The organism is Pseudoalteromonas sp. UCD-33C (assembly GCF_001306895.1).
Lineage (GTDB): Bacteria > Pseudomonadota > Gammaproteobacteria > Enterobacterales > Alteromonadaceae > Pseudoalteromonas.
Genome location: NZ_LJTB01000004.1, coordinates 149,763 through 170,894, shown reverse-complemented (window position 1 = coordinate 170,894; position 21,132 = coordinate 149,763). Strand labels below are relative to the sequence as shown.

Below are 21,132 nucleotides of genomic sequence, written 5' to 3'. Positions count from 1 at the left end.
GAAATGTTTTTCGTTAAACGGACACAGATTTTCGATAAAGCAAAATTATGGGTATCAAATTGCTTTGATACCCATACTCAGAATGCTTAAGCTCGACTTGCTTGTTCAAAGGCTGGCATGATGTTTTGCGTGGTCTGTTTTTGTTGCTGGCGTTTGCCCATTTTAAAGAAAATAGCAGCAAATACAGCAGCGACAATGTCGACCATATAACTTGAGTAAAAGAGAGTGTTAACGTCACTTGAGGCAAGTTTTAAAAGTGTAGATAACACCATTAACGCACACAGGCTCGCTAGTATGTAAAAACCAGCAGTGGTTGCCTTTTGTACAGGGTTTAAGAAGCTATATATCACAAAAACAAAAAAAGCTGCGTAATAACTGTATAGGGTTGCGTAGTTTGTGTTGCTCACAAGAGTAGGTAGCCATTTTGCAGCAACGAGTGTGAAAGCGACAGCTATCATAGACCCTAAACAAACACCAATAGTGAGCCTAGCCATAAACAAGGTACTGCGTTTATTGGGGTCTTTTTTAAAGCGTTTATCTATCCATAATAAGTTACCTGAATAGAATAAGAAGGCGCCTAGTAACCCCATAATAAAGTAGCCCCAACGACCCCAATCTCCACCATAGGTGCCAAAATGGAGTGAGAAAATACTGGCAACCATGTTACCCCACACCGCATCTTCGCCTTGCGGGTAGCTTGAGTTAACCACTTCTAGCGTGTATGGGTTCATAAATAAGTAATCGGTATCCGGGCCACGTACTACCGCATTATTGTTACTCATCATAAACACCGCAGAAGGTGATGCTGAATTTAAATTACTATAGCGAATGTGGATTGGCTCATAGCCGGGGGCATAGCTTTTCGCTGCGAGTAATTGCTCATCAATACGTGGTAAGTTCTCAATATGAAAACTTTGCGCGGCAGGTGTAGGGCGCTGAAACAATGGCTTACCATCATAAAATTGCGCTAAACCACCATAAATAAAATCATGAAACGCAAACACTACCACAGTAAATGCAATGACTAAGTGAAATGGTAAACTGGCGATACCGATAAGGTTATGGCTATCGAGCCAGAATCGACTAGGCCCTTTTTCCTTACGCAGTGCAAAAAAGGTTTTAACTAATGTCGGCAGTAAAATAATTACCCCAGAGACCAAAGCTAAAAAGTACAAAACACAGGCAATGCCAAGAATATAAACACCAGATTGGTCATGGCCAATTTCGCCTATAAAGCCTGCTGTACGGTGTAAATAATCAATTAAATCGGCAAGTTCGTTTTCGGTTTGTGCGCTGACGTTTAATGTGCCATCAGCATTTAGGTGTGCGAAGTTAAGTTGTTTATCAAGCTCCATGCCTCGGGCATTGCCTTTGATATACCACGAAAGAGGTGCATCTTGGGTATGTAAATCAAGGTTAAAGCCTTTGGCAAGTTGCTCGCCTCGCTCATTAATCGCAGTATCTACCAGCGTTTGGTAGTCATAATTAGAGCTGGTGATTTTAGGAGCTTGAATAGGTGCTGCCCATTGCTGGATTTCATGCTTGAACATGGTCAAACTGCCCGCATAAAAACCAATAAACAGCACTAAACCTGCAATGATGCCTGTCCATGTGTGTACACCTTGATAGGTGCGAAGAATATCCGATCTTACTTTCATGATGCACTCCTTAGCATAAAAAACACGCCATAAAGCAGCACAGTTAAGCTGCCAAGGACAAGCCACGCTTGTTTTGCTGAGTTGAATAAATAACTAAAACTAAAAATGGTTAGCCAAACAGGCGTGATCATCCACATGTTAAATTGCACTTTATCGCGAGCATCAATGCCTCCTGGGCCATACCAAGCAAAAAAAGCAACGAAAATAAATGAGAGTGCCAGCCCTAAAAATACACCTGCTAGGGTTTTTCCTAACCAAGTCGGCTGGCGTTTAGATGAGCTTGTCATGAATTATCCTTTTCTTTGCAGCAGGCTAGTAAAAGGGATCAGCATCAACATTAGCATGATGCTAAAGATGATGAAGAACACGGTTGCCGTGGTTGAAAACTGTTGAAGGGCAAGTATTAGTGCGCAAACGGTTAACGTAATTGAAAGTAATCGCCATTGTTTTTTAATTGTTTTTTTTAAGAATCGCTGCTGCTTTCTGGTGCAGTAGAAAATACTGACAGCGAAAACGACAAGCAGGGTAACGGTAAAAATGAGCATAAGATTATAGTTGTAGTTGATGTTAAATCTCATTGTAAATGATAACTAAACTCAATTGCAATATCATTAAGCTTGTGTTAATTTCCTAGCGCTTTTCTATCAAACTCAATTTGTTTAATTCTAATAATCTCTTACGGGGAAAGGACATTGGCTACTGCATTTAAACTTAATTCACTCACCAAAGTTATGCTTGCATCATTACTTGTTACGCAAGGCTCAGCATGGGCTGACGACGACCAAAACAGTCGAAAATCCATGGATACCATTGTTGTTACAGGTGAAAAAACAGAGAAATCACTTAAAGAGACCATGTCGTCAGTGGCGGTTGTTGATAAGTCTTTACTAGAAAACGGCCAACTTGCTTCGATATCTGAAGCACTGTCAGAAATGGCGAACGTCGTTGTGTTAACGGGCTCGGTGCCAGATATGCGAGGCGTATCAGGTAATGGTGGTGCAACGGGTTTTAACTCATTTAGTGGTGGCTCAAAGGCTCGTGTTTCAACCTTGATTGATGGTGTTAGCCAACCGTTTGTAGCCGATTTAACCGGTGATACGGGTCTGTGGGATGTAGAACAAATTGAAATTTACCGAGGGCCGCAATCAACCAGTAATGGTCGTAACAGTATTGCGGGTGCTGTCTACATGACAACCAAAGCACCTACTCAAGAATTTGAAGGGGCAGTGCGCGTCGGTTATCGGAACCAAGATAGCTACCTAGATACTGCCGCAGTGGTATCAGGGGCGTTAGTTGAAGATGTATTAGCATTTCGGTTATCAACTCAGTATGTTGATGGCGAAACGTTTTCGAATCCACCGGTATACGAAACGAATCCAACTGATCGTGAATTAAACAAGTTAAATACCAGCAGCACACGCGCTAAATTACTTTACACACCAAATGAAGATCTTGCTGTACAGCTAACTTATTCAACTTACAGTGAAGAAGGTAATTCGGGTCGCAAATACTTTTTAGCGGATGAGCCATTTGATTATGAGCCGCTTTATCAACGTATTATGGATACTGAATCTGATACCACGCAAGTGAATGTTGATTACAAAATTAACGATGATTTCTCGTTAGATGTTTTAGTTGCTTACATGGATTACAAATGGGGCTTTGAGGCATACGAGCCACTTGAAAGCGCAGAATCTGACGTATCAATGGATGAGAGTAATATCACTGTAGATTCCAAACTTAACTTTGGTTTAAGCAATGATTTTTACTCAGGCTTTGTTGGTCTTGCTTACTTTGATCGTGACCAAGACTTTGAAAGTGTGGGAGCAACCAACTATTACGGCGACGATAGCAGTAAATCGACCGCTGTTTATGGTGAAACAAGCTTTAACCTAAGCCGCGAATTAACATTAACAGCGGGTCTGCGTATTGAGCGTGAAGAACAATTACGTAATTTCAATATGGCATTTCGTGGTGATATGCTCGTTGAGCAACTTGATAATTCACACACACTACGTTTACCAAAGCTTGCGATTCAATATGATATTAGTGACGAAACGACTTTATTTGCCAGTGCACGTCGTGGCTACAACGCGGGTGGTGGCGCACTCGATTTTACCGCTGAAGATTATTACTATTACGACGAAGAAACCGTTAATACCTATGAAGTAGGTTCGCGCAGCGTTTTAAATAATGGCGACATGAATATTAGTGCTAATGTGTTTTACAATAACTTCAACGGTTATCAAGCGCTAAGCTCTGAGCGTAAAATCACTAATATTGAAGATGCTCATAGCTATGGTTTAGAAGTAGAAGCCTACAGCATGCTGGGCGATCAGTGGCAGTTACATGGCGGTTTCGGTTTATTGAAAACTAAAATTGATGAATCATCAGCCTTTCCTGATGCCGTAGGCAATGATTTAAACTCTGCACCGGAGTTAACGGCAAGTTTAGGTCTGTCGCATTGGTTTACCGATAGTTTAAAAGTGAATTTAAGTGCCAATTATGTTGATGAATTTTATGGTGACTTAACAAACACAGAAGAGCGTGTTGCGGGTGATTACACTATTACGCGTTTATCGATAACTTATGATACTGAACAATGGTTGATAAGTGCCTTCATCAACAACGCCTTAGATGAAGAAGCATATACCTCACAAGAACCTGTCAGTGGTCGTTACCCACAAGGCTATGTGGCAGTGGTTAACCCGCAAACTATCGGTGCATCTGTTACTTATCGATTTTAAACTAATCGCTAGTCGCTGAGCTGGATCAGCGACTAGCTTAATTTAAAGCGATTAATTTGCCCGTTTAAGTTATTCGCCAAGTTAGCCAGCTTACTCGATGAGTCCGAAATGCTTTGCGTTTGTTGCTGCGACTTTCGACTGGTATCTTGTACTTCGTTTAAGCGCTGGGCGATTTCTTCGGTCACTTGAGATTGCTGCTCAGATGCAGAAGCTATGGTCATATTGGCATCAGAAATGGCTTTTGCTTGTACGCTAATTTCATCGAGCATAAGGCCCACTTTTTCTGAGTTTATCACCGCTTCTTTAATTTGATTATCGCTAGAGCGTATCCTCTGCGTTACAGCATTGGTTGCAGATTGCAATGAGTCAATTTTATCTTGGATCTCAAGAGTAGAGCTTTGTGTGCGACTAGCTAAAGTTCTTACCTCATCAGCTACAACGGCAAAACCTCGGCCTTGTTCACCTGCTCTTGCAGCTTCGATTGCGGCATTGAGTGCCAATAAATTAGTTTGTTCGGCTATATTACTGATAACACTTAAAATAACCGTGACTTCATTTACTGATGCTTCTAATTGGTTAAGGTCTGTTAGTGATTTGGTGAGTGTATCGGCCACTGACTCAACAGAGCTAACTCCTTGTTGTACAACCTGTAGACCTTCTTGGGTTTTCTGATTAGCTGCGGTGGCACTGCTTGCCGCTTCTGCACAGTTTTGAGAGACTTCTTTAACGGCCGTTGAGTTTTCATAGACTGAGCTTGAAATCACCTCAATCGCTTGGCTTTGAATATCATTTAGCGTTTTAGCTTGCTGTGAAATTTCATCTAGGCTTTTTGCTGCCACTTGCGCTTGCTCTGATTGATCATGTATTTCTTTAAGTAGCTGAGATAGCTTATCAACCATAATATTAAAGCTGCTCGCAAGCTGGCCTATTTCGTCATCAGCTTTGTGATCAATATAACAAGATAAATCACCTTCAGAGATACGCTTTGCTTCATCAATTAAGGCATGAGTTGCTTTAATCACTTTTTTCTCTAATTGCCAGTAACACACTATCAAGGTAGCAATAATTGTCAGGACTAAAGCTGTGCTAATTAAACTTAGAGTGACAACATGATCATGATTGCTTTTAACATCCGCAGCACTTTTTTCCTCGATTGAACTTAAAAATGCTTTTACGGGTTGCTGAATTTTCTCAACTTCGGCCATGTAAGCATCGTTGGTTAAAAGCGTAATAGCTTGTACCCATCTTTTGTGCTCGCTTGTGGTTAAGTTATTTGTATCACGGCCAAGTAAATCATTGACTAAGCTAAACGCTCTTTCTTCTGTTTCAACTAGTTTGAGTGATAAGTCGTTGGATTTTTGCAAGAGAGCTAAATCATCAGCAGCCACATTAAAGGCCTTTAAACGCTGCACATAGCTTTTCTTTTCGCCATTTAGCCAAGCTGCTTTACCTTGAATTTGGTTAACAAGCTCTTGGTATTCTTCTTTATAGCGGTTTTCTAAGGTTACAACATGTTGACGAGCAAGTTCTGTAAGGTGAATCGAATTTGAAGATGAAAACTTAGCAAGGTGACTTAGCTCATAGCGCTGTTGAGCCGACTCCATACTTTCATCTTGGCCTGATTGCAAAAATAGAATAATGAGGAGTAGACCTGCTGCAAGGGTAATAGTTGCTGCAAAAACGGATCTGAGTAAAAAGCGAATAGTCAAAATATTACCCTTCTCATTGAAAGTAAATATTATTAACCATAGTACAAAAATCTAATTTCAATAAAAATTACAAGTAAGTTAATTAGAGGTCGTCATTTAAGCTTGTATGAAGGGGGCTAAAAATAACAAGGGCAATGTCAACTGCCCTTGAATATTAAATTTATTGGTCGGCGGGGTACACAACGCCAAGTTGGCTTCGCGCCTCATCGAGCACTGCCATAACTTGTTTTGACAGTGTATGAGTATTAACTGATGACTCAATTTGTCCGGCATTCGCTGCTTGAATAAAGTGGTTTACTTCATGGCGCATAAAGTGTTCATCAAATGGCTCAGAGAGTTCTTCAACCGTGCCATCGTTACCGATATATTGCATACGCTTTAATAAAGAGACTGCTTCGATACGAATACGGCCTTTTTCACCTTGGATCTCAGTAAAATTATCGCCTTGCGAGATTTTCGAATAGCTGATCACCGCTTGCTTATCTGCGTAATTTAATAATACATCGCCAGCGCCATCAACGCCGGTCTCAAGTAACACGCCGCTGGCTTTTACACTCTGAGGCGCGCCCCATAATCCGAGCAAAATATACAGCGGATAGATACCTAAATCGACTAATGCACCGTTAGCAAATTCTGGCAAGAAAGTATTTGGTCGCTCGCCATTTTTATATTTATCGTAACGTGATGAGTACTGACTATATTGACCAATATATTTGCGGGGTGTGCCAATCTTTGCAATTGCATTTTTTAAGCGTGCGAAGTTTGGTAAATGGGTGGTCATCATCGCTTCCATGTATAAGCGTTGATGTGTTTTGGCCGCCTGAATGATGGCCTCTAGTTCTTTACTATTAGCAGCCGAAGGCTTTTCACCTAAAACATGTTTACCGGCTTTTAAACACATTACAGCATAGTCTTTGTGTAAGCTATTTGGCGCAGCAATGTAGACGGCATCGACTAATGGGTCTTCGCATACTTGCTCAATATTGGTAAACACCTTAGCCTTTTGAGCATCGTGCTTTGCAAGGAAAGCCTCGCCTGTTTGCTGCTCTCGAGAGCACACACCATATAAGGAGAATTGTTCAATTTGTTTAGCTGCACTCAGTAGTGTATCGCTTATAAAATTGGTACCTACAATCACAAAGTTCATGGTTACTCCTCGTTGTTTTGTGCAAGCCATGCTTGCCAATCCTGTTCAAACTTTTCCATTTGTTTATGTTTTTTGCTTAACAAATGTTTGTCTTCATCTTCTTGTGCCATATAAGGGCCTACTCGGCATAATGCACAGTGTTTATCACCTAAATAAGCGGGTAAAGTCAGCTTTTCAGTAATGCTATTGTCAGTTTTTTCGCTAAATACATAGGTAATGCCACTGGTGTCTTTAACGTGTTTATCGCGATCAACATTGCGAATTTTATAGCCTGGGAATAAATTAATATCGAATGGCATTTGCCCTAGATATTGGCAAGTCAGCCCTTGATTTAAGCTGCCTTCAATATTCCATTCGCGGTATGGTTTTACATCTTTAGAGGTGATGTAGCAGAGCATCGGGCCGTTTTTATCTAATGCGAACTGGCTTGCGTAGTCTAGGTAGCGATGCAACAAAGCACGGTTTAAAACATTCATACCACCTTGTTGGGTATGTGCTTTAAATGCAGCTTCACCTTTAAACGCTGGTATAAGTGGAAATTGAAAAATAACCACATCGAAATAGGCGCCATCTAAGCGCTGCCACGAGTCTGGCTTTGTGACATCAAACTCGGTGAGTGTTTCAATGTTAAGTTGTTGCAAGACGCTAAGTGCATTGTCGGCATATTTTTGTTCTATGGTGTTTGCATCATCATAAGTTGAAGCAACAAGCTTGGCAGGTTTTATATAACGAGCAACAGAGTGTGAAAATGATAAATCACCATCGCCAACCGTTAATATGCGCCAACTAGGGTCTAAAAACATGTTGCTATTTGCCTTGTGCTGGCGTTGTTTCTTGCGCGATTTCAGGGCAAAGGGCTAAGCGAGTTTTAAGCCCTTCAATGGCTATTTGCTTAAAGATTAAGTTAAAACTAATCAATACGGCAATAACGATATGAATAGGACCATGGGTAAAACCCGCGTCTGTGTCAAAAAGCATTAAGCCGAATAACAAGAACATGGTAGCTAAAAATATTTCAATCAACTGATTAGAATATAGCTTTAAATTGCCTTGGTTTTTATGATCTTTTTTAATGTGAATCGCACAAAAAAACGGGATCACTTTTATTTTAAAGTGAGCGTTTTTTTCTACGTAATTTTCGCCAAGGTGGTCTAGTTTAGCGCGCAGTTGATCTATCATAGCAAGTCCTTAAAAAACTGAGCCGCGGATGTTACCGCAAACGCAAGAAAAGGGCTACTCAGGATAGATATTCATGCCAATTACAAATATGTGGCATACAAACACCACTGACGTTAAAACAAAACGCATTTTTTGATAATCAACGTGATAGGTTTGCCACTGCGGTGAGCTTTTTTCAAATAACAGCACTAACCAAAAACTTGCTGCGAGCCAAGCCAGTGTCCAAGTTGCTGGTAAAAAGCTTAAAAAGCCAATCGGTAAGATAGGAATAATCGCTTTTATAGCATCAGCATGCGTTTGCTGTCCTGCATGCCATAAATTGCCAGCCATAAAGGCTAAAATAGCGATGCTATAAAAAGTGAAAAAGTCTAAATTGACGGCATTACTTCCTGCAATAAGTGGCCAACCTACGCAGCCTAAAAATGGTAGTAAACCTAAGTAACCAAGTTGAATGTGATTAATAAACTTTTCCATAATGACCTTTAAACCGCTTAAATTAAAAAGCAAATAGGGCGTGTTGACCTTTGTAGATTGAAATTTGTTCACTCTAGGGGCGATTTAATCGCGGCGCGAGATTTGTAACCTAGTGGGCTAAGTAAAAACTGAGCAACAAAGAGTTAATCGCCCCTAGGAAGAACCCGAAGGGCAGCGCGTGTTTGGCATTGATGCTGCGTTATCGCCTATTTATGTGGAACAACCACACTACATAGGCTCTGCCTTGCCTAAATACCAAACACACTGCTGCAAAATTAATCATAAAAGGTTAACACGCCCTAACGGCATGCTTTTATCTTTTAACTATTTTATACCAGTTAGGCGGCTAAAACGATCGCTTTATTATTGGCGTAACTCTCGACGTAGAATTTTGCCAACCGTCGATTTAGGCAATTGTTCCATAAAAATGATTGATTTAGGCACTTTATAAGCACTTAAGTTTTCGCGGCAATAGTCACTCACCTGTTGCTCATCAATCTGCTCTTTTAAAGTAATGTAGGCACAGACACGCTCACCGGTTTTTTCATCTTTTGCACCAATAACAGCTGCTTCGCAGATAGCTGGGTGCTGACAAAGTACGTTTTCAACTTCGTTAGGGTACACGTTAAAGCCAGAAACAATAATCATGTCTTTTAAACGGTCTACAATTTTGTAATTACCACTTGGTAGTTTTAGACCCACATCACCGGTTTTGAAAAAACCTCGCTTCATACATTTGTCGGTTTCATCTTGGCGTTGCCAATAACCCATCATCACCTGCGGGCCTTTAACAACAATTTCGCCAGACTCACCGTCAGCAACAGGCTCGTCGTTTTCATCCCAAATTTCCACAGTGGTGTTTGAGAGTGGGCGGCCAATACTACCAATTTCTTCTTTTTTAAAGTCGTTTAAGGTTGCAACAGGCGAGGTTTCTGATAAGCCATAGCCTTCTGTAATTGTACAACCTGTGGTGGTCATCCACGCATCAGCTGCAGCATGTGTTAAAGCTGCGCCCCCTGAGACGGTCATTTTTAAGTTTGAAAAATTAAGTAACTTAAACCCTGGGTGCATACACAAGCCAATAAATAAGGTGTTAATCCCTGAAAAGTAATTAATCTCAAATGGTTCGATTTGCTTGACTAACGCATCTAAATCACGAGGATTTGGGATCAGTACGTTAAACTGCCCCATGGCAAATAGGCCAACCATATTCACTGTAAAGGCGTAAATATGATAAAGCGGAAGCGGGCAAATACCCGTTTCTTGACCGGGCTTTAAAATATCGTCAAAGCGCTCATTCATTTGCTCGGCATTGGCTAAAATGTTGCCATGACTAAGCATCGCAGCTTTGGCAATCCCTGTGGTACCGCCGGTGTATTGTAAAACAGCAATATCGTCACGACTTGCTTGATGAGCGTCAAGAGGAGCGAGTCTTTCACCTTGGCGAATGAGTTCGTTTAACGAAAATTGACCCTCTTGCAATGTTGGCTCAGCAACAGCCGCTGCAACAATAACGGTATTGATCGAGGTATCATTGATAACCGTTGCTAACTTATCGGTAAGAGCATCAAGAATAACAATGGCTTTCACATCTGCATCATTAAACTGGTGTAGCATTTCACGAGCAGTATAAAGCGGGTTGGTATTGACTACGATTAAACCAGCACGAATTGCTGCATAGGTAACGACAGGGTAATCAACAACATTAGGTAGTTGAATGGCTATTCTGTCTCCAGCAACAAGACCACTTTGTTGTTGAAACCACTGTGCCAAATAGCGAGACTGTTGTTCAACTTGGGCATAGCTGAGTGTTTTACCTGCACTGTTATAGGCAGGAAGGTCGGCATAAGTCTGACAAGTATGCTCTATTAATTGCGTGAGGTTATCATGTGTGTTCATGGGGATTCCTTAGCGTGTTGTTCTTATTAATTGTTGTTTGATGAGGCGATCCATCACAGAACCCATTATCCAATTCGGTAAGTAACGACTCATGATATAGGTTAGTTTAGATTGTAAGCCTAGGATCACCATTAATTTTTGTTTATCCAAGCTGCGCAAAATGTGTTGTGCAGTATTGGCTGGGTTTGTTATGGCTTTAGATGTTTTGCTTGCGCAAATTAAGCTGATTTTTATGTTATTTGGCTTAAATTTCTTGCGTAGCTTTTTGGCTAAAATCAAAGCGTTTGGCTCTGGCGTAAATTTAGTTGCATCAATAAGGGGGGATGTAATTACTAGGTGGCCGTTCATGCTTAAGTGTGGCGTTATTAGTGTTGCAAAGTGCTGACAAGCAATACTATTTTCTTTACTTAGTTGCACATTGGTAATGCAGCTAAAAATGGCTAAATCTGGTTTGCCTATCGCTGCGATTGCATTATTTACTTGAGTTTGCAGCGTTTCAGTATCGCAGATATGCGTAGCAAAAAACTCAATGTATTGGTAATCATCAGCAAGATCACTTAACGATTGTTTTGTTTGTTCGTTGAAATGTAAATCGAATAACGCAACATCGTCACCACGGCTAATATATTGCTTTGCCAATTCGAACCCAATGCCACTGTTGGCACCGGTAATAAACACTCTTCTTAACATTGCACGACCACTAATTAGCGAAACTAGCTAGTCAATATATATAAATTGTTAACAGAAAACTTAGCTTTAAACGACCTGTTTTTAACTTTTTGCGCCATTAACTCGAGTGTGTCTTACGATAATCTTTTGGTGGAATGCCATACCAGCGCTTAAAAGCGCGAGTAAACTCGCTGTAATTAGAAAAGCTTAAGATATCTGAGATGTTCGATAAACTGAGGCTAGATTCTGTTAAATATTGGTGTGCTAGATTACAGCGTACATCATCGACTAATTCACGAAAGGTTGTGTCATGCTTTGTTAAGTGACGCTGCAAGCTACGAGCACTCATTGATAATTTTTCGGCTATGAGGTTTACGCCAAACTCTTCGTGGAGTAAGTATTGCTTGATCAGTACTTCAACATGATCTGCAATGTTTTCACGTTTTGTGTCTTGAAGCTGCCCAAGCTGCTGGCTAAGTATAGAAAACAATTGCTTATCTGAGTTCTTAATAGGGAGTTTTAGGTATTTTCTCTCAAATACAATTGCGGTTTGTGCACAGTTAAATACTGGAATTTGGCCTAGCGCTTGGCGATAAACACTTTGGTTGTCATCGCAGCTATGGGGCAGCTCCAAACGAGACAACTTTATTTGATCATCGGTTAACTGCTTTAACAAATTGACCCCAACGCTTAAGGCTAAGTCAGCAGCATGGTAAACACTCACCTTTAAGCTAGTGCGAACTAAAAAAGATAGCTTTATATAGTCTTGGTCTACTTCAAGGAGTAAATCAGCACTATTTTGATGTACATGATAGTACTTAGTTAAGTTCTTTAGTGCCATTTCAAGGGTGTCGCAATTACCCATCAAATAACCAAGAGATCCTAAGATATTTAAGCTTTGCCACCGCCCTAACTCTAGCCCGAAATAGGGCAGGTTTAATTCTTTCGCGGTGAGTTCTAAAAGCTGAATGAGTTGCTGATACTGCACAAAGTTATTGGCATCTTGTAATTGTTTTCTGTCTAAACCAACGCGCGATAATAGTGCGTCAGGGTTCACCAATTTACTTTCGATCAGTTCAATATAGCCGTGTAGAGCAGATACTCTAATAAGATCAGGTGCTTGTGTTAAACGGGGCATAGTGTGCTCTTTTTTAGTGCGCTGGCGTAAAAAGTAAAAAAAATTGCGTGAAAAGTAAAGTAATACAAGTCATTAAAGTTTAACAATATATTAACTGGAGCAATGAGTCGTTTTACAAATACTTAGAAAAGAGGGCACACACATGGCATTACCAGATATTATTAATCATCAAGATTTCTTACTGACTATTCATACAAATGATGAAAAGCTGATTAAAAACGCCTTACCAGGGGTACACATTTATCCACTCATGCTGGATTCAGAGAATGGGGTATGGGTATTACGTGTTTTATTTGAGCCAGGTACGGTTTTGCCAAAGCACTTTCATACTGGTGTTGTACATTTATATACCTTGGCGGGCAGCTGGCACTACACAGAATACCCAGACGATTTACAAGTGGCTGGTAGCTATTTGTTTGAGCCAGGCGGTTCGATTCATCAATTTCAAGTACCAGCAGACAACACTGAAGTGACAGATACCTTTATGGTTGTTATGGGGTCTAACATTAACTTTGACCCAGATGGTAACTATATGAACATTATGGATGCAGGTTGGATTGAGCAAGTGATGTTAGCAGCTGCAAAAGAGCAAGGAATTGAGCCTAACTACATTAAACCAAAGAGTTTATACGGTTTTAGTAAGTAATTTTGTTCCCTGAAGTGAAAGCCCTTTGTTACATAAGTAATTGAGGGCTTTGTAGTTTTTGGTATTTCCATTCTTTCAATCTAAAAAACAAATCGATTTAATCTAAACAATCAATTTTATTTTGATCGCTCAGACCTCTATTGTATTAATCAAGCAGACGCAAGGCTGCGTTAATTAAACATTTTTAAATACATCAATGAGGAATACTATGAGCACTTCATTAATTAACACAAAACTACAACCATTCAATGCAACAGCTTACCACAACGGTGACTTTGTAGAACTAACAGAAAAAGACGTGCTAGGTAAGTGGTCAATCTTCTTCTTCTACCCAGCAGATTTCACTTTCGTATGTCCTACAGAGCTAGGTGATGTTGCTGATTACTACGAGCAACTTCAAGAAATGGGCGTTGAAGTTTACTCAGTATCTACTGACACACACTTCACTCACAAAGCATGGCACGATACGTCTGACACAATTGGTAAAATCAAATTCCCAATGATTGGTGACCCGACAGGCCGTATTACTCGTAACTTCGGTGTGATGATTGAAGACGAAGGCCTTGCTCTTCGCGGTACATTCGTAATGAACCCTGAAGGCGAAATCAAAGTAATCGAAACTCACGATTTAGGTATCGGCCGTAGCGCGAAAGAGTTAGTACGTAAAGTACAAGCTGCACAGTACATTGCTAACCACGACGGTGAAGTATGTCCTGCATCATGGCAGCCAGGTGAAGAGACACTTGCTCCTTCACTAGACCTAGTTGGCAAAATCTAATTTGCCACTGCATTAAACGATAGCAAAGCTTGGCTTTGCTATCTCAATGCAACCCTAATTGCCCATCACAACTCACATTAAGCACATTAGCGGGTGGTGGGCAGTTATATTTAAAATTTTTCTAGATTATTTATTCTGAACTCAAGGGCTAAGCCATGTTAGATACGAATATCAAAAACCAATTAACAAGCCACTTTGCTTCTATTACCAGCCCTGTTGAGCTGCTTATCGCCTTGGATGACAGCAATAAATCAACAGAACTTAAAAACTTAGCAAACGATTTAGCTTCGTTAAGCGACAAATTCTCGGTGCGAGATAACCCTAGCCAAGATGTGCGTCGTCCATCTATGGTGGTATCTTCACCTATTAACAATACGCAAATCACATTTGCGGGTGTGCCTATGGGCCACGAATTCACAAGCTTGATCCTTGCTCTACTGCATACAGGCGGTCATCCAAGTAAGGCATCAGAGACTGAAATTGAACAAATTAAATCATTACCAGGGCCGCTTAACTTTGAAGTGTATATTTCATTAAGTTGTCAAACATGTCCGCAAGTAGTGCAAGCAGTTAACTTGATGGCGGCACACAATGAAAATATTACGGCTACTATGATTGATGGCGCCTTGTTCCAAGACGAAGTGAACGAGCGTAATGTGTTAGCAGTACCGGCTGTGTACTTAAACGGTGAGTTATTCAGCCAAGGCGCTGTAAACCTGACTGATATCTTAAATAAAGTAGATACAAAAGCGGCTGCACGCCAAGCCGAAGCACTGAACGATAAAGAGCTATTCGATGTACTTGTTGTTGGTGGTGGCCCAGCAGGGGCTTCTGCGGCAATTTATTCAGCACGTAAAGGCTTAAATACGGGTGTGGTTGCAGAGCGTTTTGGTGGTCAGGTATCAGACACATTAGCAATTGAAAACTTTATATCAGTTAAAGCGACCGAAGGTCCTAAATTGGTTGCACAACTTGAAGAGCACGTAAAAGAATACGACGTTGATGTTATGCAAAACCAACGTGCGGCATCGCTTACTAAGCAAGATAATTATCAAATCACGCTAGAAAATGGCGCGGTTTTAAATGCTAAATCAGTGGTATTAGCAACCGGTGCACGCTGGCGTGAAATGAATGTTCCAGGGGAGAAAGAGTATCGCGGTCATGGCGTTGCTTACTGTCCTCACTGTGATGGTCCGTTATTTAAAGGCAAAGCAGTAGCAGTAATCGGCGGTGGTAACTCAGGTATTGAAGCTGCAATTGACCTTGCAAACATTGTTGAGCATGTCACCGTTCTTGAATTTGCTGATACCTTACGTGCTGATGAAGTACTTATTCGTAAAGCAAATAGCTTAAACAACATTACTATTATCAAAAACGCGCAAACGACCGAAGTTGTTGGTGATGGTAAACGAGTAACAGGCTTAAGCTATATTGACCGCATCTCTGGCGATGAAAAATCACTTGAGCTTGCAGGTATCTTTGTGCAAATCGGCTTGGTGCCAAACACTGAATGGTTAAAAGATTCAGCGTTATCACTGACTCGCTTTGGCGAAATCGAAATTGATAGCAAAGGTGCAACATCATTACCGGGTGTTTACGCGGCAGGTGATGCAACAACAACGCCGTTTAAGCAAATCATTATTGCTATGGGCAGTGGTGCAACGGCAAGCTTAGGTGCATTTGATTACTTAATTCGCCACAGCGATGAAACTCAAAGCACAGAAGATGCAGCTTAATGACTCTTGATTAGGCAGCTCACACCCATAGCTGCCGCTTTAAAGCCGCCCTCTCCAAAGGCGGCTTTGTTTTTATTAATACAGCTATTGATACTGCGCTGCAGTAATAAACTCCTCAAAACTTTCACACCAAATAACTACTGTATTGTAATCACTGACATCGATACCTTGTGGTACAACTAATTTAAAGCCATTGAACGAACGCACTCCTGCAACACGCTGCATTGTGCCTTTTTGTGCTAAGAAATCGGCTTCGGTATCAATAAAGTTTCGCGATAGATAAAGTTGATAGTCAGGCCCAGGTGATAACGTGCCCTGCATAGAAATAGCATCATTCGTTAGATACACCTTGCCATCACCATAATGTAAGCGATCTGAGCCTTTGAGGTCGGGCTTAAACGTTGCACTAAACTGCGATCGACCTTGGTGCTGCTTCAAAATAGCAATATCGGGTGCTGGTTGTTCAGTTAAAATAGGTAAACTGTACACTCCAGCTATAAAACCCGCAGCAAAAATCGCCAATGTCATAATGATAATTAGCAGCGCTTTTAGCATGCTTACTCCTTATTTTTTAGCGTTATGATGTGACGTTGTTTTAAAGAAAATTGTTTTTCAACATCACCAAAGTATTGCAAATAGAGCTTCTCAAGTTCACCTGATTGATGCAATTTTTGCATACCTTGTTCTAGTATATCTCTAATGTGTTGATTCTCTTTGCTTAAGTAAAAGTAATAGTCGCTGGGATATTGCAACATAATGTTTGGCGCAATGACAAAATTGAACTGTTTTAGTCTATTCAGTTCGGTGCCAATTGCCAGTACTGAGCGTGGAAAGTAATCACCGAGCCCTGTTTCAAGGGCTTTTATCATCCCTGGGTAATCAAGCTCGCCATTAACTGTTAAACCATTGTTTTTCAGCACGGTATAATCTGACCAACTTTGTTGTTGCAGGCCAACTAAGGGGGTTAATTCAGCAAGGCTTTTAATATTGCTAAACTTTTCTTGGTCTTCATGACGGATAATAAGCAAACGCTTGCCGTGTAACCCTTTATAGAGTGGGATTGTCGTTCTGACTAATGAATCAAGCTGCTTATGAGGTAAAGAAAGCCACGCTAAGGTTATCGTTTTATTATGGCTGAGCTGTTCGATAATTCTTTTATCGTTCATAGGTCTAACGTTATAAAGCAGCACAACATCCACATCCATTGCGGCAAAACTTTTGTCGAGAATATCGTGAATATACTGGTTTTTTACCGCATCGGTATAGCTGGGTTTAGCAAGCTGAATAACGATTTGTTCATGAGCTAAGGCCTGTAGACTCAACAGAGTAAACGTCATTTGTAATATCAGTATTGCTCTGTTCATTATTTCGAGTCTCTGCTTTTTGAGCGCAGTTTTATACGACTATACTTTGAAAACATGCACCTGCTGTTGTAAACGCGAAGCCAATGAAGCCAATTCTTGGCTGGCTTGCGCATTTTGTTGCGAACTTTCGCTAACCAGTGAAATGCTACTACTAAATTCATTAATATTACAACTTAGTTCGTTTGCAACAGTGGTTTGCTCATCCGTTGCGGTGGATACTTGGTTGTTCATATCGGCAATAAGTGTCATTTCTTGAGTAATTTCAGTCAGTAATTGTGATGAGCGCTCTGCGTATTCAACACTTTGTTTAGCACTTTCGTCGGCATTACCCATGGCGGTAACGGCTTGCTGCGCCATTGTTTGTAGTTTACTGATCATTTCGTTAATACTGGCTGTGGCTTTTTGCGTGTTGTGTGCAAGCTGCCTTACTTCATCGGCTACTACTGCGAAACCGCGACCCGACTCACCAGCGCGTGCTGCTTCAATGGCCGCATTTAAAGCGAGTAAATTGGTTTGTTCTGCAACGCCTTGGATCATCATCACCACTTGATTGATATCTGTTGATTGTGTATTTAACTCATTGATTAATTTTGTATTCGCATTAACGATATGTGATAGACGGTTTATTGCGTCGATATTTTCTTGCACAGACTGCTGACCCTGTTTAGCAGTTTTATCAGTGTGAGTGGCTTTTACTGATGTTGATAATGCATTTGCGGCCACTTGCTCTATGGCACTGCTCATCTGTGTAATGGCAGTGGCAATCATTGCTGATTGATGTTCTTGCTCTGTGGCTGTGCTTGCAACTTGGTCGCTAATTGAGTTCATTTGCTCAGCAGCAGATGAAAGGGTGAGTGTTGCACTGGTTACATCATTTACTAAGGCATGAATGCGCTCCATCATGGCATTAAAGTGATGTGCCGCTTGGGCTATTTCGTCATTACCATGGGTTGTTGCACGCAGACGTAAGTCGGCATTTTCTGAGATAGAGCCTATCGTTTCACTAAGCGATAACAATGGGTTATGGATAGAGCGGTATATAATAAAGGCAATAGCCAATAATAAAATTATTAATACAGTGATAGAGGCAGTCATAGCGATACTGACTTGAGCAAAATCTTTATCTGCGGCGTTTTTAAACTTGTTAGCCTCATTGATTTGTAAGTTTATTAGCCCTTGATAGCTTTCACTGAGAGGGTCAAACACATCGTAAAGATTTTTTACGAATACCTCGTTAGGTACTGCTTTAAGTTGGTCACTTTTTACTTGGTTTAAAAATGTGCTTAGTTCGCTTTCTACTACAGCGAGATTCTTTTCCACGATATTAACTAAGCGCTGCTCTTCTGTGGTTAGCTTGGTCCCTAAGTAGCTTTTCCATTTGCTATCAGCAACATTTTTTGCATTTTCAACGGCGGCTAGAAAGTCAGTTTTTGAAATTTGCTCAGCGCGGTATTTATGGAATAGATCAACAATGCTAACTGCGTAATTGTCCGATACTGTTTTTATCTGCTCAAGGGGGATGACTCTATCGTCATACAAACTGTCGATGCCTTTAACCATGCCCGACATAATAGACATTGTAAAAATAGAGGTGATCACAAAAACTGTAACCGGTAACAAAGCCAAGACGGCTAATCGCGTACGAACGGTATAGTTATTTAACATGAGCGTGCAAATTTTTGTAAGGACTTAGTATTAAAACTAATAGAGAAATAGTTTTAAGCAAGTTTTTGCAATTGTTTTGCAGGCTTTTTCTTAAGAGACATATCTATTACGACTTAAAAGTAGCCACAGAGGGCGTTACCTTTCGCTAAGATAACAAAGCTAGTATTTACACTGGCTTTGTTTTGTTCCTGTTTTTACATTAATGACCGCGATTAGGCATTTGTCTTTGTGTATTACGGCGCATTTGTTGACGCTGCATACCTTGCTGACGTGCTCTATTTGCCCTATTTAATTGCTGCATACGATTTTGTTGCCTATTTTGAGTGTGCTGGCGTTGCTGTAATGTTTGCTTCGCTTTACTTTTATCTATGCTTTGCAATTTATTTTGCACTTGTTGGCGGTCAATATTTTGTGCCCGATCTTTGATTTGTTGCTGTTTATCGGTAGGTAATGTTTGCCATTTACCCTCAACACGTTGCTGCCATTTATCGGCATCATGCTTGAGCACGTTACCTTTTTGGTCGGCGAACACGTTGTTTGCTTTATCGCGTTGGCTGATGGCTGTTTTTAAATCGCGTTTCACTTGCTGCTTTGAAGCAAGACGAGACTTACTCTGATCGCGTTTATAAATATTATGCCTTGGTTGCTTATTATGGTGGCCAGGTTTATGACCGACATTAATTTTGTTACCAATATTGATATTGCCATTATTAATAATAACTGGGCCGCGGTAACCACCGCCATACCAGCCATTACAGCAATGATAAGGTCGATAATGGGTTGGCCATCCAACATTCCAATTCATACCTAGATTTAAAAATCCATTGCTCCAACTTAAGCCAAACGACCAACCCGTCCAGTTGTTATAGCCAATATTAAAACCCCAAGTCGGTGGGCGAGGGTAGTAGTAGCCACCGCCCCAGTATGGCGGGTAATACCAACCCGTTCCATACACTGGTACGCCATAATAAGGGTATGACCACATGTAACCTGGGTAATAACCAACATACACCACCTCAGGAGTTGACTCGTAAATATCAACATAAGTGACGTTGTAAACGGGTGAACTTGGAGGAATTTTTGCGATGTCATCTTTTGGAATGCTATCAGCAACAAGCCAAGGGCCTTGTGCGGAGTCTGCCTTAAACCACACTGCATTATCGACTGCATAATATTTGCCTTTAATTTGCAGCACTTGTGCATCAGTATTTATGGCATAAGAAACTTGCGTGCCCGGGATACGTTCAAACTTAGGTTTACCATCATAATACACAGTTAAACTAGTGTCTTTACGGCTGATAGCCGCTGTTTGCGGCACTTTTGCATCTAATATTGCTTCGTCAGCTTCTTCAGTGCCAGCAACTGAAACTCTGAGGCCCCCTAAATCTGATTCAGGTGGAATATTGGCAAAGCTTTCTGGTAGTTCGTCGCCACGTACAAAGGTCCATGGGCCTGTTTGTTGTTTTGCGCGATACCAGCGTCCAGATAATAAGACATACATGTTATTCGTTTGCATTTCACGTAGCCACGGGGTTTCAGTGTTAAACACATACATGAGCTCGCCACCGGTTAAGCTTTTCCATTTAGCTGCGCCATCAGTTGCAATAAGTTCGGTGGGTTTAGTTGTAACAACAATGGCTGGTGGCGCACTTAGATCTGAGCTTTCGGTATCTTTAGGAAGCATTTTTACAAGTTCAGCCGGTGGCGACTGAGTATAGTCATAAGGCCCTTTGGCTTGTTTTGCCTGATACCAAAATTGCCCATCGGTGAGATAACATAGTTTGCTTTTGCTATCTTTAATCACTGTCATGGCAGTGTTTAAAGCGCGCTCATATTGGCTGTTTTCAATTTTACTAAACTTAGGCTCACCATCAAAACTCAATAATACCGACAGTTGCTCTGTGAAAATAATCGTTGGAGGGTCGGTTTTTAACTGCGTTAAACTTTGTTCTGCTGCTTCTGCACTTTCAAGGCTGGCGGTAAGTTGCGAAAGCGAGGTTTCGAATTGACTGGTTTTTATTGCTTCATTAACGACAGCAGTAAATTTTTGTTCGCCTGCATCTTTTGACTCAGGCCAGCGTACATCGGTGACAGTCATATTGCGAACGGTGACGGTATCGTTTTCGCGATCAGTATCTAATTTAGCTCTAAACCAAAATACGCCAAACACTGCGTCATTGCCAGAAACCGAAAATGACATTGCTGCACGGGCTGTTAAAGTATTACCATTTAGTTTCTCGGGTTGTGGCTGGTAAACAATGAGTGTGCCTTGTGATGTTTGCACTTGTTGAGGCCATTCAATAGCTTGGCTAAAAAATGAAAA

At 40.9% G+C, this 21,132-nt stretch carries 18 protein-coding genes; 4 read left to right on the top strand and 14 right to left on the bottom strand.

What is annotated here, in order from left to right; genetic code table 11:
• Positions 1-86: 86 nt before the first annotated feature.
• Both AOG26_RS10820 and AOG26_RS10815 read right to left on the bottom strand, forming a co-directional pair.
• Positions 87-1,658 (bottom strand): PepSY-associated TM helix domain-containing protein, encoded by a 1,572-nt coding sequence (locus tag AOG26_RS10820; protein ID WP_054562491.1) that lies wholly within the window; start codon positions 1,656-1,658, stop codon positions 87-89.
• The gene (locus AOG26_RS10815) at positions 1,655-1,945 is read right to left on the bottom strand and encodes a hypothetical protein (protein WP_054562490.1); all 291 of its coding nucleotides are present in this window, start codon (positions 1,943-1,945) and stop codon (positions 1,655-1,657) included. Before AOG26_RS10815 ends, AOG26_RS10820 begins: the two co-directional genes overlap by 4 nt.
• 444 nt (positions 1,946-2,389) lie before the next feature.
• On the opposite strand from AOG26_RS10815, the gene AOG26_RS10810 reads away from it, so the two are divergent.
• Positions 2,390-4,405 carry a TonB-dependent receptor gene (locus AOG26_RS10810; RefSeq protein WP_054562641.1) on the top strand — a complete coding sequence of 672 codons (2,016 nt, stop codon included), beginning with the start codon at positions 2,390-2,392 and terminating at the stop codon, positions 4,403-4,405.
• 32 nt (positions 4,406-4,437) lie between these two features.
• Here the strand turns inward: AOG26_RS10810 and AOG26_RS10805 are convergent, their stop codons facing one another.
• From AOG26_RS10805 to AOG26_RS10770, 8 genes are all read right to left on the bottom strand, one after another.
• The gene (locus tag AOG26_RS10805; RefSeq protein WP_054562489.1) at positions 4,438-6,114 is read right to left on the bottom strand and encodes a methyl-accepting chemotaxis protein; all 1,677 of its coding nucleotides are present in this window, start codon (positions 6,112-6,114) and stop codon (positions 4,438-4,440) included.
• A 160-nt stretch (positions 6,115-6,274) separates the two neighbouring features.
• Positions 6,275-7,261 (bottom strand): Gfo/Idh/MocA family protein, encoded by a 987-nt coding sequence (locus tag AOG26_RS10800; protein ID WP_054562488.1) that lies wholly within the window; start codon positions 7,259-7,261, stop codon positions 6,275-6,277.
• Positions 7,262-7,263: 2 nt separating this feature from the next.
• The gene (locus tag AOG26_RS10795; protein ID WP_054562487.1) at positions 7,264-8,064 is read right to left on the bottom strand and encodes a class I SAM-dependent methyltransferase; all 801 of its coding nucleotides are present in this window, start codon (positions 8,062-8,064) and stop codon (positions 7,264-7,266) included.
• Positions 8,065-8,068: 4 nt separating this feature from the next.
• Complete coding sequence (locus tag AOG26_RS10790; RefSeq protein WP_054562486.1) at positions 8,069-8,440, bottom strand: hypothetical protein; 372 nt, start codon at positions 8,438-8,440, stop codon at positions 8,069-8,071.
• Positions 8,441-8,494: 54 nt separating this feature from the next.
• Complete coding sequence (locus AOG26_RS10785; RefSeq protein WP_054562485.1) at positions 8,495-8,914, bottom strand: DUF3429 domain-containing protein; 420 nt, start codon at positions 8,912-8,914, stop codon at positions 8,495-8,497.
• Positions 8,915-9,277: 363 nt separating this feature from the next.
• Complete coding sequence (locus tag AOG26_RS10780; protein WP_054562484.1) at positions 9,278-10,813, bottom strand: AMP-binding protein; 1,536 nt, start codon at positions 10,811-10,813, stop codon at positions 9,278-9,280.
• A gap of 9 nt (positions 10,814-10,822) precedes the next feature.
• Entirely contained in the window at positions 10,823-11,503 is a 681-nt protein-coding gene (locus AOG26_RS10775) for an SDR family NAD(P)-dependent oxidoreductase (protein WP_082401605.1), read from the bottom strand.
• Positions 11,504-11,600: 97 nt separating this feature from the next.
• Entirely contained in the window at positions 11,601-12,620 is a 1,020-nt protein-coding gene (locus AOG26_RS10770; protein WP_054562482.1) for an AraC family transcriptional regulator, read from the bottom strand.
• 142 nt (positions 12,621-12,762) lie between these two features.
• Here AOG26_RS10770 and AOG26_RS10765 point away from each other — a divergent pair, with 142 nt between their 5' ends.
• The 3 genes from AOG26_RS10765 to ahpF all read left to right on the top strand — a co-directional run bounded on the left by AOG26_RS10765 (position 12,763) and on the right by ahpF (position 15,780).
• Positions 12,763-13,266 (top strand): 2,4'-dihydroxyacetophenone dioxygenase family protein, encoded by a 504-nt coding sequence (locus AOG26_RS10765; RefSeq protein WP_054562481.1) that lies wholly within the window; start codon positions 12,763-12,765, stop codon positions 13,264-13,266.
• A gap of 208 nt (positions 13,267-13,474) precedes the next feature.
• Complete coding sequence (gene ahpC / locus AOG26_RS10760; RefSeq protein WP_054553958.1) at positions 13,475-14,044, top strand: alkyl hydroperoxide reductase subunit C; 570 nt, start codon at positions 13,475-13,477, stop codon at positions 14,042-14,044.
• 155 nt (positions 14,045-14,199) lie between these two features.
• On the top strand, positions 14,200-15,780 hold the full coding sequence (ahpF, locus tag AOG26_RS10755; protein WP_054562480.1) for an alkyl hydroperoxide reductase subunit F: 1,581 nt from the start codon (positions 14,200-14,202) through the stop codon (positions 15,778-15,780).
• An 84-nt stretch (positions 15,781-15,864) separates the two neighbouring features.
• On the opposite strand, the gene AOG26_RS10750 is transcribed toward ahpF, so the two are convergent.
• The 4 genes from AOG26_RS10750 to AOG26_RS10735 form a co-directional block, all read right to left on the bottom strand.
• On the bottom strand, positions 15,865-16,335 hold the full coding sequence (locus AOG26_RS10750; protein ID WP_054562479.1) for a DM13 domain-containing protein: 471 nt from the start codon (positions 16,333-16,335) through the stop codon (positions 15,865-15,867).
• Between the two features lie 2 nt (positions 16,336-16,337).
• Complete coding sequence (locus AOG26_RS10745) at positions 16,338-17,144, bottom strand: substrate-binding periplasmic protein (protein ID WP_054562478.1); 807 nt, start codon at positions 17,142-17,144, stop codon at positions 16,338-16,340.
• A 39-nt stretch (positions 17,145-17,183) separates the two neighbouring features.
• Positions 17,184-18,809, bottom strand: coding sequence for a methyl-accepting chemotaxis protein (locus tag AOG26_RS10740; protein ID WP_054562477.1), 1,626 nt, complete (start codon positions 18,807-18,809; stop codon positions 17,184-17,186).
• 199 nt (positions 18,810-19,008) lie between these two features.
• Positions 19,009-21,093, bottom strand: coding sequence for a carbohydrate-binding family V/XII (locus tag AOG26_RS10735; RefSeq protein ID WP_235575483.1), 2,085 nt, complete (start codon positions 21,091-21,093; stop codon positions 19,009-19,011).
• Between the last annotated feature and the right edge of the window lie 39 nt (positions 21,094-21,132).